Annotated in this window: 8 protein-coding genes; 3 read left to right on the top strand and 5 right to left on the bottom strand. The window is 57.8% G+C overall.

The window, feature by feature from the left end; translation table 11 throughout:
• The first annotated feature begins 209 nt into the window (after positions 1–209).
• On the top strand, positions 210–1,235 hold the full coding sequence (locus tag NKH90_RS24010) for an IS110 family RNA-guided transposase (protein ID WP_352821369.1): 1,026 nt from the start codon (positions 210–212) through the stop codon (positions 1,233–1,235).
• A gap of 571 nt (positions 1,236–1,806) precedes the next feature.
• On the opposite strand, the gene NKH90_RS24005 is transcribed toward NKH90_RS24010, so the two are convergent.
• Both NKH90_RS24005 and NKH90_RS24000 read right to left on the bottom strand, forming a co-directional pair.
• On the bottom strand, positions 1,807–3,150 hold the full coding sequence (locus NKH90_RS24005) for a tetratricopeptide repeat-containing protein (RefSeq protein ID WP_352821367.1): 1,344 nt from the start codon (positions 3,148–3,150) through the stop codon (positions 1,807–1,809).
• 37 nt (positions 3,151–3,187) lie between these two features.
• Positions 3,188–3,742 (bottom strand): hypothetical protein, encoded by a 555-nt coding sequence (locus tag NKH90_RS24000; protein ID WP_352821364.1) that lies wholly within the window; start codon positions 3,740–3,742, stop codon positions 3,188–3,190.
• Positions 3,743–3,896: 154 nt separating this feature from the next.
• Between NKH90_RS24000 and NKH90_RS23995 the strand changes: the two genes are divergently transcribed.
• Positions 3,897–5,093 (top strand): DUF4062 domain-containing protein, encoded by a 1,197-nt coding sequence (locus tag NKH90_RS23995; RefSeq protein WP_352821361.1) that lies wholly within the window; start codon positions 3,897–3,899, stop codon positions 5,091–5,093.
• A gap of 674 nt (positions 5,094–5,767) precedes the next feature.
• Positions 5,768–6,709, top strand: coding sequence for a toll/interleukin-1 receptor domain-containing protein (locus NKH90_RS23990; RefSeq protein ID WP_352821359.1), 942 nt, complete (start codon positions 5,768–5,770; stop codon positions 6,707–6,709).
• Positions 6,710–6,782: 73 nt separating this feature from the next.
• Here NKH90_RS23990 and NKH90_RS23985 read toward each other — a convergent pair whose 3' ends face one another.
• The 3 genes from NKH90_RS23985 to NKH90_RS23975 form a co-directional block, all read right to left on the bottom strand.
• Positions 6,783–9,386: a toll/interleukin-1 receptor domain-containing protein gene (locus tag NKH90_RS23985; RefSeq protein ID WP_352821356.1), complete on the bottom strand. Its 2,604-nt coding sequence runs from the start codon at positions 9,384–9,386 to the stop codon at positions 6,783–6,785.
• Between the two features lie 377 nt (positions 9,387–9,763).
• A complete protein-coding gene (locus tag NKH90_RS23980; protein WP_352821355.1) occupies positions 9,764–10,381 on the bottom strand; it encodes a hypothetical protein in 618 nt (205 codons plus the stop codon).
• On the bottom strand, positions 10,378–14,190 hold the full coding sequence (locus NKH90_RS23975) for a hypothetical protein (RefSeq protein ID WP_352821352.1): 3,813 nt from the start codon (positions 14,188–14,190) through the stop codon (positions 10,378–10,380). The genes NKH90_RS23980 and NKH90_RS23975 overlap by 4 nt, the downstream gene beginning before the upstream one ends.
• Positions 14,191–14,625 lie beyond the last annotated feature (435 nt).

The following is a 14,625-nucleotide window of genomic DNA, read 5'->3' as shown; positions in this document are numbered from 1 at the left end:
ACTTCCATTGTGGACGCTCCCTCTCTTACGGTGGCTGTCAAACACCACCATTCTGGCACATCGATGCCGTCGAGGGGGCGTCCACATGGGGTAATCGCGGGAGCGACGCGCCCTGAACCGATCATAGCCTTGGAGGGTGGCTGTTCCCCGATAAGATGAAATACGGGCTCACGACTGGACGCCGGGCCCAGCATCAACGGAGAACAGCCATGGAAGAACATATCGGTCTCGACGTGTCGATGAAAGAGACGGCAGTGTCGATCCGCCGTGAAGGCGAACGGATCTGGCGCGGGAAGTGCGCATCTGATCCCAGGATCATTGCCGAGCTTGTCCGCACGCGGGCGCCGGCCGCAAAGCGCGTCGTGTTCGAAACCGGCCCGCTGTCAGTTTGGTTCTATCATGCGCTGCGCGCCGAGGGATTGCCAGCCATCTGCATCGATGCGCGCCATGCCAAAGCCGCTCTCGATATGGCGGCGAACAAGACGGATGCGAATGACGCCGATGGTTTGGCGCGTCTTGCTGAAGCAGGATTCTTTCGCGAGGTGCGCGTGAAAGGCTTCGACAGTATGTTGACCCGCACGCTCGTGGCAGCACGCACTCGGCTGGTCCGGATCACCGTCGAGCTTTCCAACCAGATCCGAGGGATCATGAAAACGTTCGGCTTGCTCGTTCCCGCCGGTAAGGGAACTACATTCGAAAAGAATGTCCGGAGCCTTCTTATCGATCAGAGCGAGCTTGCTCCTGTCGTCCTACCGATGTTGGAAGCCTGGCGCAGCATTCGCATCCGTGCCGCCGAGCTTGGGCGCCAGCTTGTCGCAGATGCACGTCAAAGCCAAGCATGCCGCATACTCATGTCGATCCCCGGCATCGGCGCCATTACCGCAACCTCTTTCGCCACTGCCATTGAAGATCCGGGCAACTTCAAGAAGTCCCGCTCTGTTGCCGCTTGGATCGGCCTGACAACTCGCCGCTACCAATCGGGAGAAGTCGATTATGACGGCCATATATCCCGACGCGGCGATCGACATTTGCGGGGACTTCTCTATGAGGCTGCGGCGGTCATCCTGACACGCAGCTCGATCGACAGCAGCCTGCGCACGTGGGGCCTCAAGCTCCGGGAGAGGGTTGGCTTCAAACGAGCTGCCGTGGCTGTGGCGCGCAAACTGGCGGTGATAATGCATTCGATGCTCAAGACCGGTGAGTTCTTTGATCGAAATGCAGGCGCCACAGCATGAAATCTTGCGAATAGCGTTCAGGATCTGAGACGTCCCTGCCGGGACGTGAGCCGAGCCATTCCGCTGATGGGGTTGCACCGCTGTCTCAGCAAAGTGCGTCGTCCACATTGAAGGCTCGTCCGCGGAGCTCCATCATGCGGCGACTGATGTCGACCGCGAAGACAACCATGCACCCGGCAGCGTCGTCTCGACGCAATTACATGCTTGACGTCCCAGCGGCGATTAGACAACCCCATCACTATCGTTCATCGCGACAAGGGGTGGCGTGGCAGACAGGAGGACACGTCGCAATTCAGGGGCCGATGGATAGGTGAATCGCAGGGATGGGAGCCATGGCGATGACAAAGCGCGACTGGTGGCTCGGCTGACAGATCGGGAGGTGGCAAGTGCGCGCTATGTGCGCCGATTGCCCACGCCGAGCGCAGGCTCGGGTCGAAATGGGGTCGCTGCCGAAACGGGAAAAGCAAATCGCGGAAACTGATGACCGCGCAATGAGGACAGTCGGTGGACTGCCGCCGCCGTCGCCGAGGCGAGCAGAATCTGCGCTGCCAACGGTTCCCTCGCGGGTCGCTCACGTGGCGCGTAGCGCCTTGAGCCTTTTGATCTGTCCGGCCGTAGTGGCGATCATCCAGTCCGCGACGGCATACGTCTTGGCTTGCTCAAATGCGTGCTCGCCCTTCTGATCGCCGAGACCGATCAAGGCTTCGGCAATCGTGGCGTGAGCCCAGTACAGCTCTTCCATGGCGCCGGCGCTGGGCTGCCCATCGGCGCCGACAAGCCGCTCGGAGATGAGTTTGACGGCTTTTTCAGCTGCGGTAACCACGCGTCTGCGCACGCGGTCGGCGAAGACTCGATCTGCTATCTTCTGGTCGCCGCTGCTGATGCTGGCGCGGAGATCGAACAGGTAAGCGAGATTGATGCCGGTATAGTAGTCTTGCCGGATCAGAAAACCGCGTTCCGCCGTGTAGATGGCGGCTTCAAGATCGTTGAGGCGCTGCCCTTCGGAACGTCCCGGCAAATCGAAGCGTCGCTTGTGAACGCTGCTCCACAAGCCGAGCGTTTCGGGGTCTGTGGTCTGTTCGGGATCGAGCGTGCGGAGCAACGTGATGGCCTCCTCATAAGCCTTGGCTGCTGCTGCCGGATCGGCCTTGAGATGGCTGTCACCGATCTTATAGGTGCAGAATGCAAGTTCGCGTACGACGCGCGGCCGCGCGGCCTGCATCTGCTGACCAGGGCGCTGTGTCTGCTTGTCGTAAATCCCACTCAAGATGGCCTTTCCCTTCACGAAGTCGCCGGCGGCTCTGGCTGCGGCCACTTCGGCCCACAACGCGGCATGGGTTTCATCTGACGCCTTTGAGGCCTCGGCGACCGCGCCGGGGCGGCTTCCGACGTCGCCGGGGACCGCGGCTGCTGTCGCGGCAAGCCGCCTCGGCGGTTCTAGTCTCAATAATGAATAGATCGGACTATCCGGCTTCTCGGATGTGCAAATCTCGGTCATAAGCGTTTTAAGACAATTCTGCATCCGGCCGGCCTCGGTGTAGCCGATATCCGGTCCGAGGTGGGTGTATTTGCGGATAACTATGTGGTTGACGTCGAACGGGCTCTTGAACTGGCTTTCGGCGATGATGATGGTCGAGCGTGGACGAAGCGCGTGTCGCACACCAAGCTCGAACATGGCGTTGAGATTGGAGGCTGAGATGTCAGCGATCACCAGATCCGCGTCGAGCAGCATGTCGTACATCGGGATATCAATGACTCCGGAATGCAACACCTCGTCTGCGCGAATGCAGGTATAGCCGGCCGCCTCGGCCGAGGGCTTGATAATGTTGTGGTAAGTCGCATCAAGATTGAGCTTCCGCCCGGTCTCGAAATCAGTCTTCTCGCCGTATCCCATGATCACAAAGCAACTCGGCATCTTTCCGCACTCCCCTTGTACCGTCCCGAGATTCCGGCTAGCCGTCAAGATTCAACGGCGCGACTGCGTCGGCGATGTCGCCCAACCTTTGGGTCCTTCTCACCAGATCCGCCGTGCCGCCAGGCCCGTCGCCTGCCTTGCCGTCCCACAGGCAGATGAGGTGAACTCTGCCGTGCTGGCGCGCCAGATCCAGAAGCCGCGCATTGCATGCTTCGTAGGCTTTTCCCGAAACGGTCAGGCCGAGAACCTCCCGATGCTGTTGTGGCGTCGCCGTCCAGACATCCCAGAATCGCCGTTCCCAATTGCCGGTCGGGACGCCGGATACAGAGGTCTGCACGAACAATTCGGGTTCGAAAGGCAATACGATGTGTGTCTCTATGTGCTCGCGCTTGCATGCCTCAAGAAAAAGAATGTCGCCGCCCCGCGAACCGCTGCTGAATCCGGCGGCACTGCTTCCCCGGCTTCCGATTTCGACCTTTTTCTGAATCCAAGCCGCTGCTGCCCTCTCCCGATCGGCGGGGAACCGCGGCTGGCGACGGTTCGGAAGATCGATCATGTGACCGCTAAAGAGCAACGCAACTGCGGACGTCATTTTGCTTGACCCCTTTGGAGGAGCTTTCCCACATGCCGAATCTCCAACACAGCAAGAGTGATCGACGCGGGAAAATGTGAAGCATTGATATTTTTCTTGATTATAAACTAGTACCCTTGGCTGCCAAGGCCGGACAGCTTTTTGAGGCGGGAACATGCGCATCTACATATCGGCGACTTATTCCGATCTTATTGAACATCGCGCAGCAGTAGCTCTCGTCCTGAGGCAGATGGGCCATGAAGTCATAAGCATGGAAGAGTATGTCGCTGAGGGGACACGCCCGCTTGATCGATGCCTTGCTGATGCTCGCGATGCCGATGTCTGCGTGAGTATCGTTGCGTGGCGATACGGCTATGTTCCGGCCAAGACGGGCGCAGGTACTGCCGCTTGGCCATCGGGAGCCAGACCAGGGAGGACGTCGATCACCGAATGCGAGTTTCTTGCGGCAGTTCCCAAGAAGCCACTTGTGTTTCTCCTCGACCCGGCAGCCAGTTGTCCGGCAGCGTTCATGGATGCAGTGACGGGCGAGAACGAAAGTGGTGCCCGCATCAAGCGCTTTCGCGACGATTTGCTGAGTAATTGGCTCGCCGGCATCTTCAAGACTCCCGAAGATCTCGCGCGACAGGTCAGTTCTTCCATCTACCGCCGCGAAATCAGCGACCGTACAGGTATGGTCTCGCTGGCCCTGGAATCCGGGTTCACCGAAGCCCTGATGTACGGTGGGCCTGTCCAGGAGTCGACGCTAGGGGCGATGAAGCAGTCGCTCGCTGACGCCCCGCAACTGGCCGTGTTGAGGATTGACCTGCGCGACAAACCATATTGGTGGTCGACGCGATTGTTCTTCCTCGCCTGCGTTGTGGACGAGATCGGTGCGACGGACCTCCTAATTTTTCTTCAAGCCGGAGACACCTTCGTAGGTGCTGCAACGCCGGCAACAGTTCGCGATCGCCTTGCGAGAAGTAACCAACTGCTTCAGGAATTCGACCACAATTGTCGAAAGAGCCCCATCGACAGAAGCAACATTGACTACGCACTTGATCAACGGGGTGCGGAATGGAATGCGCTGTTCGTGGTGCAGTCGGAAGCCCAAGTCCGCATCCTGGTATCGCCTCGCGAGGTGCGGAGTTGGCTCGGTGGCGATCTGCTGCGGCGCGGGGTGGAACAGGATCGCGCCGGCCCTGCCTCTCCGTTCCTGAAAGGCATTCTTGACTGGCCACACCCGTGCGTACCAATTACATCGAACGGCGCATTGGTGAGGGTGGTCAGCCGGGTTGCCCTCATGGAACAGTTGGCGCGCATGTTCGTCCACGATCTGGACAGATCATCGCGCGCGGTGAGCGCGCCGGCCTAAACTCATCGTCAATTCAACAGAACCTGGTCCAGGGGGGGAATATCCAGTGGGCCGGTCTCGCCCTTGGCGCCGGATCACCCTTCGCCGACGCACCCAACGGTCCGAAGAGTGTCCCAGTTGATCGTAACCGAGCTATGAGCAGCGGCGTCAACGGAGGTGCCTCGCAACAGAGTCGTCTTTTTGGGTTGGGAATCGCCAGCGACGCGAAATTGACCGCACGCCAGTTCAACGCGCCGGAACGCAGAAATCCAGTTGCGCCGAAGTATCACCAAGACGGCAGCAACAAGTTTCGGGTTCGACGCCACCCGATGGGCGCAATGCCTGCAGGGACAGCAGCGGCTGTGAGCTTGAAGGCAGGGACAGGCTGCATGCGCCGAACGCTCATCCGGTCAAGGTTATCTCCCTTGCCTCATTTCACTTGAAGGAACATGTCTCCGCATGATTTACTGCCTTGGGTGGTGGATTATGAGAGTCTTCGTGAGCTACTCACGCCCGGACTTAGACCAGGCAATGCCATTGGCTGATGCGCTATGGGCAGAGGGTGAGTTTTTTTTCGCGCACACTCGAGCAATTCGGTGTTACGCATCCCTGGTCGCCCGTGTGCCAAAGGTCGGACTGCCGCTGCACCGATCCTTGGCAGGTGAGGGAGCATCGCAGCTAGCTGGGCGGACGGCATGATCGCGCCGGGTGTCCGCCAGCAGCGATCTGATGCTAGTGAAGTTACCGTCACCGATGTGTTTATCAGCTACGCATCTGAAGATCGCGGCCCAGCCGCGAAGCTCGCAAGCGCTCTCGGCGCGTTGGGATGGTCCGTTTGGTGGGATCGCAACATCGTAGCGGGTCAAACTTATGATCAAGCAATTGAGCGCGAGTTGGAAACCGCAAAGAGTGTCGTTGTTTTGTGGTCAAAACATTCGATCGCGTCAGAATGGGTAAAGAACGAGGCGACCGTAGCGGCGGAGCGGGGTGTATTGGTCCCGGCCAGCATCGAGGGCGTCAAGCTGCCGCTTGAGTTCCGACGCAAGCAAACCGCGGATTTGATGAACTGGAATGGGGATCCCGCACATAGCGGCTTTCGATCCTTGTGCGACGGCCTGGTTGCTGCAGTTGGCCGCGCCCCGGCGAACCACCTGCCCGCGGGTAGGACAAAGCCATCAAGCTCGTATCGGGCCTGGATGTTGGTCGCGACAGCGGTGATTATCGCCTCAATTGGATTCTTTCTTTTTGCGCGGGATGGATGGCGAACTGAACTTCAACAGCGCGTTTCTTCGAGCACCCAATCCGATCCCTCTGTCCAAATCACGGAGCCAGTCGGTTCAGTCGGTGGACTTGCTGAGATCGCGACCGGTAGCTACGTCGGCGATGTCATAGCGGATTCGAAGGGCGATTCACGCAGCGACGTTGCCTTGACAATCAGCATGCTCGACCAACGCAGAGTCCGTGTTAGGTCTGACTATGAGAGAATCGGAACCGTTGATATCGAACTCACGCGGATAGGTAACAAAATAATGAGCGCCGGCGGTGATACGCCATTCATATTGGATTTGGATCAAAATCCACCGTCACTGGTCTTCGACCCCCATGGTGAGTTGGCATATCGGGGGAAAAGACTGTGAGCAGCACAACGAGCATAACCTGAGCCTGGACAACTATACGGAACCTTCCCAAAACGAGCGTCGGATCGTCTGTCTAACGACATTTGAAGTCCGGTATGGATGGGGACTGCGGCGGTTCTGGGCAAATTGGGGCATCCAGAATCCAAGGGTACCTCGTCGCGAGCCATTTGAGAACTGCGTCCGTTCCGGCTTGTGCCCCAGGCGCGGTCGGGTTTCGAGCCTTGATCGCCTCAAGCAAAACCTCGGTCGCTGGCCCTGCAGCGGTTGGATAAGCAACCGCCGCAACTAGTTGCTCAGTGTTACTTTGTTCATGAAGCCGGGGTGATAGTGCAAGGAGTGACCGTGCCCACTCGACTGCTTCATCTTTACTGGAAGCCCACGCGAGCGATGAAGAGGCTGTACGAGATGCCTGCTGCGCCTGAGAATCTGTCAACTTCGGCGTGAGCGCCTCGAGCACCTCGGCGAGAGCACTGAGCACGTTGGAATCGATCGTACGGACTACCCTCAGTTGGAATTGGTCGAACACCTCCTGTGCCTGCGAGTCGGTCAGCTTGGGAACCAGCGCCCGGAGCGCTTGGGCCAACGCCTGAAGCGCTTCGTGATCGAAGGTCGTGGCGAGCTGCTGCAGGATCGGATGGAGGATTCGCCCAGCCTGTTCCTCAGTCAGTTTCGGCGCTAACGCCTGAAGCGCCTTTGCCAGTGCTTGGACTACGGAGGGATCTGTCGTGTACGCGAGGTGATATAGCACAGGGTCAAGCGCTTGCCCTGCCTGTGCCTGGGTCAGTTTCGGGGCCAATGCTTGCAGCTCGTGCCCGCCCATTCGCAGCGTCTTGGGGCTGGTTCCTTGGCCGCCGAATTGCTCCATGACCGAGCCCAGCGCTTGCCGTGTCTCAAATGCAGCCTGCTTTGTCACAAGGGCTTGGAGCGCCTGGCCCAATGCTTGGAGCGCGGAAGTATCTGTTGTTTCTCCGATCTGCTGCAGAATCGGGTCGAGCGCCACTTGGGCTTGGGCTTCAGTGAGTTTCGGCGCCAGTGACCGGATCGCCCCAGCCATGCGCTGGAGTTCGAATGGAGTTCTTCTTTGGCGAAAATTCCGCAACAACTGTTCGAATGCCTGCTGCACCTTAGATTCTGACGGATTCGCCGGTAGGGCTTGGAGCGCCTGAGCCAACGCTTCAAGAGAGGAGGGATCTATCGTCTCCTCGATTTGTCGCAGCACAGGATCAAGCGCTTGCCTTGCCTGCGCCTCTGTCAGTTCTGGTGCCAATACTTCAAGCGCCTGTGCCAACGCTATGATGCTCCACGGCACTTTAGCCTCAGCAAGACGCCGTAGTAATGGATCAAGCGCCCGTCGTACGTCAGCCTCAGACGACTTCGCGGACAGGGCCAGGAACGTCTGGACGAGCTGTTGGACCGCGATAGCGTCGGTTGTCTTCTCTAACTGGCGAAGCACAGGGTCGAGCGCCTTCGTCGCCTGCGTCTTGGTCAGTTTCGGCGCAAGCGCTTCGATCGCCGGCGCCACCCCCCGAAGTGCAAAGTCATTCGCCTGCCCGAGCTGAGGTAGAAGCCGGCCGAGAGCCTGCGTTGTCTGTTCTTCGCTCAGGCCTTCCGCCAAAGCGTTCAATACCGGCACAGAGAGGTTAGCGAGGCCGATGCTTCGGGAGCTGCTGACACTAAGGTCGAAGAGAATCTGTGCCTCGGCCTCCGACGGCCACATCAAGCCAAGCGCACGGGATATCTGAATGAACCCGGGGGCAGTTCGGAGCATTTCTCCGGGACTGGTTATGAGTGCTGATACAAAACTCCGTTTCACTGCTTTATCGGCAGTTGCCAAGGTCCAAAGCGCTTGGCGCGACCGCGTCGTAAATGGAATAACAGGCGCAAAATTAAACTCGCTGTTAATGGCGGCAGCGAGAGCATTGTTCGCCCGACCTAGCTCTTGTTGGACCTTAGATCGTTGATAAAAGGCATAACTTGAAAGCCCAAGGGCAAAAACGAGGCCTAGGATCAGGCTGGCTGTCAGTATGTTTCTTCGACGGGTTGTCGCAGCCCGGCTGTATTCAATGAACGATCGCGTCTCCTCCGTCGGGGTCGGCGCACCTTTGGGACGCGCAGCGATCCATCGTTCCGCTTCTTCAAGCAGGGGCGAGCGCAGGAACAACCCGTTGGGCCGCTTCGCTACAGACCACTGGCGCGCTGCGGCGCCAAATTCGGTGTGCAGTCTAACCCACTTAATGTCGATGCGCAGCGCTTCGGCGAGTTTGTCAGCACCTGTTTCGAAGTTGGCTTCGTCATCGAAAAAGACATGGTTAAGTTTCGCGAGCACCTCAGGAACAACCTGCCCGTCCACCCGGCGATATACGACCGGCGCCAAGCGCTTGTTTAGAGAGCCTGCGAACGAGATCTCCTTCTGCGCATAGGTGGAAGTGAGCGAATCCGGGCTGAGCACGAACACGACTGTGTCCGCTTGCGTGATAAGTGTCTCGATCCGCTCCCACCATTCCTCAAGCGCAGAGATCTCTCGACTATCGATGAATACCTGGAAACCTCGTGCGTTCAGGGCCGCTTCGATACGATCAGTGAAGTCTATGTCTTTGCGGGAATATGAGATGAATACCTTGGCCTTTACCGGCTGGTCCCCTATTAGCGCTGCGTCCTTCGCAGGTTCGTAGTCCATGGTGCAACGCCAACAGCCTCTTCCTAAACTTTTATAGAACTGAGGTTCGTCACTTTGGAAGCTCAACTGTAATGTGTCGCAGTAAAGAGAACCGACGACTGATGCGGCCGTTTGGCGTCGTCAGACCACCGAGGCGGTCTACCAGGTAGGGAACCGGGCGCCGCCCGATTGCCTACACTGACCACTGGAGTTCTCATTCAGCACCGGACTAATCTCCGTTTCCGGCCGACGACGCGCTAAGTGAAGACCCGGTTCGCTTGCCATTTCCGGTGAGATGAGGTGACTCTGCTCGTCGCCAATCCAAGAGCATAGTCATTGGTTGGAAATGCCGCTGGCTGGACTGGTTTCTCTGGCTGGTGCATACATCCACGATCACCTCAGAAATTCGGCAAGCTTGGTCCTCCGCGAAGGTCCCAACTCAAGTCAGCACCATTGTCGTCGGCCGAAAGAGTCATCACATAGTTGTCAGTATATCTCTTAATTTCACGAGATCCATTCTCTTTAATCACTGAATCACCAAGTTCTTTTGCAATATTATCGAATATTGGAATTTCATTCCCACAAAAAGACGCATTGTGTGAATCTATCTGTCCAGCGAACGAGTCCGAAACGAATCTAAGTTCCACCTTAAAAACGAAACCATGGTTAAAAAATAGTATGAACATGCTATAATGGGATACGCAATATGGCTCTTTCATGAAATGCCAGTTGTTCATGAAAGGGCCGGGTCTGGCAAAAACGCCATATCTGATGGACGGATTCTTGTACTCCTCAGGTGTCGGGAGGCCTTCCCATGTCGCGCCAGGAACGACCTCGCTGAAGTGCCTTCCGAGCAACTGGTCAAGGTCTAACGGCCGATCCCTCAGGAACGAAGTGAACTCGAAATCGGCAATGTGGGCCGGCGATGCAGCGCCGGCTGTCTGCTGTCCGTATGCAGGACTGGTCAGGAGGGCGAATGCCATCACCAGCCTGAGACCTGTGCAGCTGTTGCTCATCTTTGGTCAGTGCGCATAGACATCATGAAATGCCTGGCCTCAAGAAATAACGCAGCTGTGCGAGCCGGCGGCAGAAAATGTGAGAGCATGGATCTTTGCTCAGCCATTTCCAGGGCGTGAATGAAATCTCCGTCGACTTCGTAGGTATACTGCGCCTTCACATAATTCGAGAAGGCTGCTTCAAAATCATCTCGAGAAGTACCGTGCTGATCGTCGATCCAGGCAAGCCCGGCAAATCCGTCCGCGTCGCCCTGTTCAACAGCCTGGGTGAAGTAGGCTCTTGCCGCATCAACACCCTCATTCGTCCTGTCTGCGAGGAACAGCCAGCCTAGCCGAGAATTGGCAGAGGGAGCACCGAGCTTCCGCGCACGGGCGTACTCGTCCGCGGCCTGGCCGGTCTGGTCTCCGGCAAAGCCGTCTACCAAGTCAAGATCCCCTAAACCGATCGCTGCTTCGATGTTTCCGGCGTCAGCTGCCGCCCTGAATTTTCGTGCCGCTGCGGCAAAGTCGCCCTCGGCCTCTGCGATCATCGCCTCCCTGAAGATCGTCTGATTGCGTTCGTTTGCAGCAGGCCCGCAACTGGTCGGCAATACCAGGTGTTGTCGTGCACGCGAGGCGCCTGACAGCCGGTGGGGTGGAAGTCCGACGTGATGTTCACTGTCATATGGGCAGGTTTGCGACACTTGGGCCTGATCACTCAGAGATTCATCCAGTTTTCCCGCCAGCGAACCGGAAAGCGGCACGATGCTGCGGGCTAGAGGCAGAAGAATATTGTTGGCGAGGGTGAGTGCGGGTGGCACACTCCAGCTTAACAGGCGCCCTCGCGCGGTGGTCGCAGTTATCTGCGACCCATCGGGCTGGAACGAGAACCTGAGGATACCGGAGCCATCACCCTTCAGAAGCGCACGCGGAAGGCCATCAGGAATGTGCCAGATCTTGATGTCGCCACTTGCCAGGGACGCCACAAGCAGGCTGCCGGTCGGATCGAACTCGATTTGACCGATCGAGAATTCATCCGAGATGAGAATGCTCTCATGCCCTTCGAGAACGATTGGGCCGTTCACTTCTGTTGACGACGGAATCTTCCAGAGCCGTATTGCCGTGTCCTTGGAACACGTAGCGATCCATTCACCATCAGGGCTGAAGCCGGCAGTTGACAGGCGCCCCTTCGGTTCCACTAGCCGGACAACCTCTCTTGCCAGGCCGAGGTCCCAGATTCGCGCCGTGCCGTCCCATGATGCAGTGACGGCCCTTTGCCCCAGATGATCGAACCGGATTGATGACACTCGTTCTGTGTGTCCTTGAAATATGGCTGACTTGCTTGCGCCAGTATCCCGAACGAGGGCCTCCCCGCTGCTGCCTTCAACCCCGGAGGAGGCGCCGATCAAGTGACCATATTCACTACTTGCGACAGAGTATCCCCAACCCTGAAGTTGCTCGACCGCCTCGCATGACGAAGTTGTCTCTCCAATTCGGCATATCTGTAGCTTCGCGTTGACGCCAATGGCAGCCAATGTTTTCTGATCGGGCGAAATGGTAATGGAACTGATCACGCCATTGTCGCGGGAAATGAAAGTGGATGTCGTGCCGCTGGTCGCCCACTGAAGAATGTCGCCTGTCCGGGTGCCTATGAAGGCGTGTCTCCCGTCAGCCGAGATCGCCAAGGCGCTGGGCGGGCTTCCTGCCACAACTGATCGCACGAGCTTCCACGGTGGTCCGCTCCAGACGTGGATCGTCTTGTCCTCAGTGCCGGCACTTAGCGCCCAGCCTCCGCCTCGCGCCAATACATGTATCGCAGGTCCTTCATGGGCCTGTAGTGCCGCGGCGCGTGAGGCCGTTTGCACCCGCCAGATACGTGCAGTCCGGTCCGAGGATCCGCTCACAAGCCAGTTTCCGTCGGGGGTGAAACTCAGATCAAGGACAGCGCCTGTGTGGCCCCGTAGCCTCAGCGCCTCGAAGGGCGGCGACCCCAAGTCGCTGATATCCCAAATCGCGATTGTCCCGTCGGCATAGGCCAGCGCAATACTGCCGCCATCATATGACAGAGCAATGCGAGTGACGGGAAGGTTGCCCTCAAGCCTGAATAGCGGGTTCGGCCCTGATGCTGGCCGAAGATCCCAAACAAAAACGGTTCCATCAACGCTGGCAGATGCAGCAACGCTCGCCAGAGAAGAAACGGCTAAATCGATAACATTGCCGTCGTGCTTCCCCAGCACAGTCGGTATCTGCTGCTCCGAGATCCGCCATATCCTTCTGTCATCAGTGCTGAACAGGAATTTCCCATCGCCATCGAATACGCCTCTGGTCACTTTTCCTGAGGCCCCGCGAACAAGTGCTGGCTCAGCCTCGCCCCCCAAGTGCCATATCAACACATCGCCTGAATTCGTGCCGACAGCCAGACAGTCGCAACGATGGCCGAACTCGAGAAGCGATACCGAGGCAGCCGGAGTGGAGGTCGACCAGGCAAGCTCGTCCGTCGCAAGGTTCCACACTACCAGATTTCCGCGGGCACCTACCACCGCAGCAAGCTTGCTTTCGTCGCTCAACGCCAGCATGACTGGTTGCTCCCCAATGGTAAATGGCTTGGGCAGCAGCTTGGAGTCCAGTGGGGTCCAGAAAGCCACCTGTCCAGTTTGCGAGGCGGATGCGATCAGACTTCCATCCGAGTTGGCGGCAAAGACCCCCCCGACAAGCGCGGTGGTTCTGACCGGACGGATCGGGTGCTCATCGCTGCGATGCCAGAGGACTACCTGGCTGTCAGCTCCTACGGTCATCACGGAAGTACTGTCAGCTGCGATGATTGCCCTTAACACTGAGTCGGAATGATAACGCAGTGTGGCGTTAAGCGTCTGATCGGCGATGCTGCTCGATATGGCAGTGACAGAGCCGCTCACAATGACCTGGTCGGGTTCCGCCGGACTCGGTGTCTCCAGTCCGGCAAGCGCCGCTGCCAGGGCATGGTCCGGATCGTTCTTGCTCAGCTCCTCGGTGGCAAGACGAATGGACATCTGAGCACGCGTCGTAAGGGCGTTTTGAAGTGCTGCAAACGCATTGGATTGTTCGACGAAGCCCCACACGGCAAGCGCAGTTGTCAGAGCGGCGATGCAGAAGCCGGCAACTGTGAAACCAACGATTGTGCGCTGACGCCTTCTCCGCTCCTCCTGCCTCAAGACGGGCAGGTCCCGATCGGGAACATCATAAAGCGCTGCAATCAGCTTGGTTACGCCGTCATCGAGCGTCTCGCTGAAGGTATTGCCACGCCACCTGTTGAAGCCGCGCAGGTCTATCCAATCCCAGCGCAATCTCTCTGCCAGGCGTCCCGGATAACGATCTTCCAGTGCCCCAGGCCCTAGGATTAAATCGACCGGACGGTCTGCCAGATCTGCTCGTGTTCCACCTAGAAAGTGGTCAATCTCTCGAACCAGCCAGTTATCCTGGCTCTGCCCGTCCTTGCCGGCGATAGTGTCGAACGCCGCCGGCGTTGACACCACGATCATTCGTGCTGATTTGTTGAGGGCCGGAAACACCTTTCTGAGGAGAAAATCATCGCTCGATTTCTCGTATGAGGTGTCGAGCCAGATTTGTGGTCTGCGCTTATAAAGTTCGCGCTTCTCACGCGACAATCCGCGGATGACTTTCGCCGGAAGTCGAAACCGCTGCAGTTTATTCCGAATCCAGCGCGCGAGCTGGCCAGCATCGCTGCGACGGTACGATATAAACGCGTCGTACTCGTACTTGCGGCGGAATTGCTGTTCATGTTCTGACTCGGCGGAAGCTGCCGACTGGGTGACCGCAACAGCCGCTTCCATCTTTTTTGATCCTCGTTGCCATCTCGGTCGCGCAGTTGAGAATGCTCGGCGCTAGAACGCAAGCCGTCTCAATAAGACAAGAAAGTACTGGTCGGCACGTGGATCCAAGGCTATAGTACGTTTATTAAGAGAGTTCAATTCGAATTGCAGGAAATGAATAGATAACCGCAGCAGATGCGAAATACCGGAGAGACTTCGACTTTGCCCTGCATTTCGCCGGCTTTATGCAGGCTAGCCTCGACCACGCCGTAGGGGTTGCCCGCAGTTTCCACCGCTGTTTTCATATCGAGAAGGCGCGTGGCGCCAAGTGAAGTAGAGCGACCTCGTCGCGTAGACGTCACAAACACAAGCAGTTCTGTTCCGGACGCCGAAAAAAACTGTCATTTACTGTTTCACGCGGAGCGAATTGGTCTCGATAGGCGCCCACCTTTGCCA

Source organism: Mesorhizobium sp. M0898 (genome assembly GCF_040319695.1).
Lineage (GTDB): Bacteria > Pseudomonadota > Alphaproteobacteria > Rhizobiales > Rhizobiaceae > Mesorhizobium.
The sequence above is the reverse complement of the archived record's forward strand: the minus strand, read 5'-3'. Positions and strand labels throughout refer to the sequence as shown.

Bases quoted from the DNA above. Each gene is read 5' to 3' on its own strand.
- NKH90_RS24010 (WP_352821369.1), top strand. From the start codon at position 210: ATGGAAGAACATATCGGTCTCGACGTGTCGATGAAAGAGACGGCAGTG.
- NKH90_RS24005 (WP_352821367.1), bottom strand. From the start codon at position 3,150: ATGCCGAGTTGCTTTGTGATCATGGGATACGGCGAGAAGACTGATTTC.
- NKH90_RS24000 (WP_352821364.1), bottom strand. From the start codon at position 3,742: ATGACGTCCGCAGTTGCGTTGCTCTTTAGCGGTCACATGATCGATCTT.
- NKH90_RS23995 (WP_352821361.1), top strand. From the start codon at position 3,897: ATGCGCATCTACATATCGGCGACTTATTCCGATCTTATTGAACATCGC.
- NKH90_RS23990 (WP_352821359.1), top strand. From the start codon at position 5,768: ATGATCGCGCCGGGTGTCCGCCAGCAGCGATCTGATGCTAGTGAAGTT.
- NKH90_RS23985 (WP_352821356.1), bottom strand. From the start codon at position 9,386: ATGGACTACGAACCTGCGAAGGACGCAGCGCTAATAGGGGACCAGCCG.
- NKH90_RS23980 (WP_352821355.1), bottom strand. From the start codon at position 10,381: ATGAGCAACAGCTGCACAGGTCTCAGGCTGGTGATGGCATTCGCCCTC.
- NKH90_RS23975 (WP_352821352.1), bottom strand. From the start codon at position 14,190: ATGGAAGCGGCTGTTGCGGTCACCCAGTCGGCAGCTTCCGCCGAGTCA.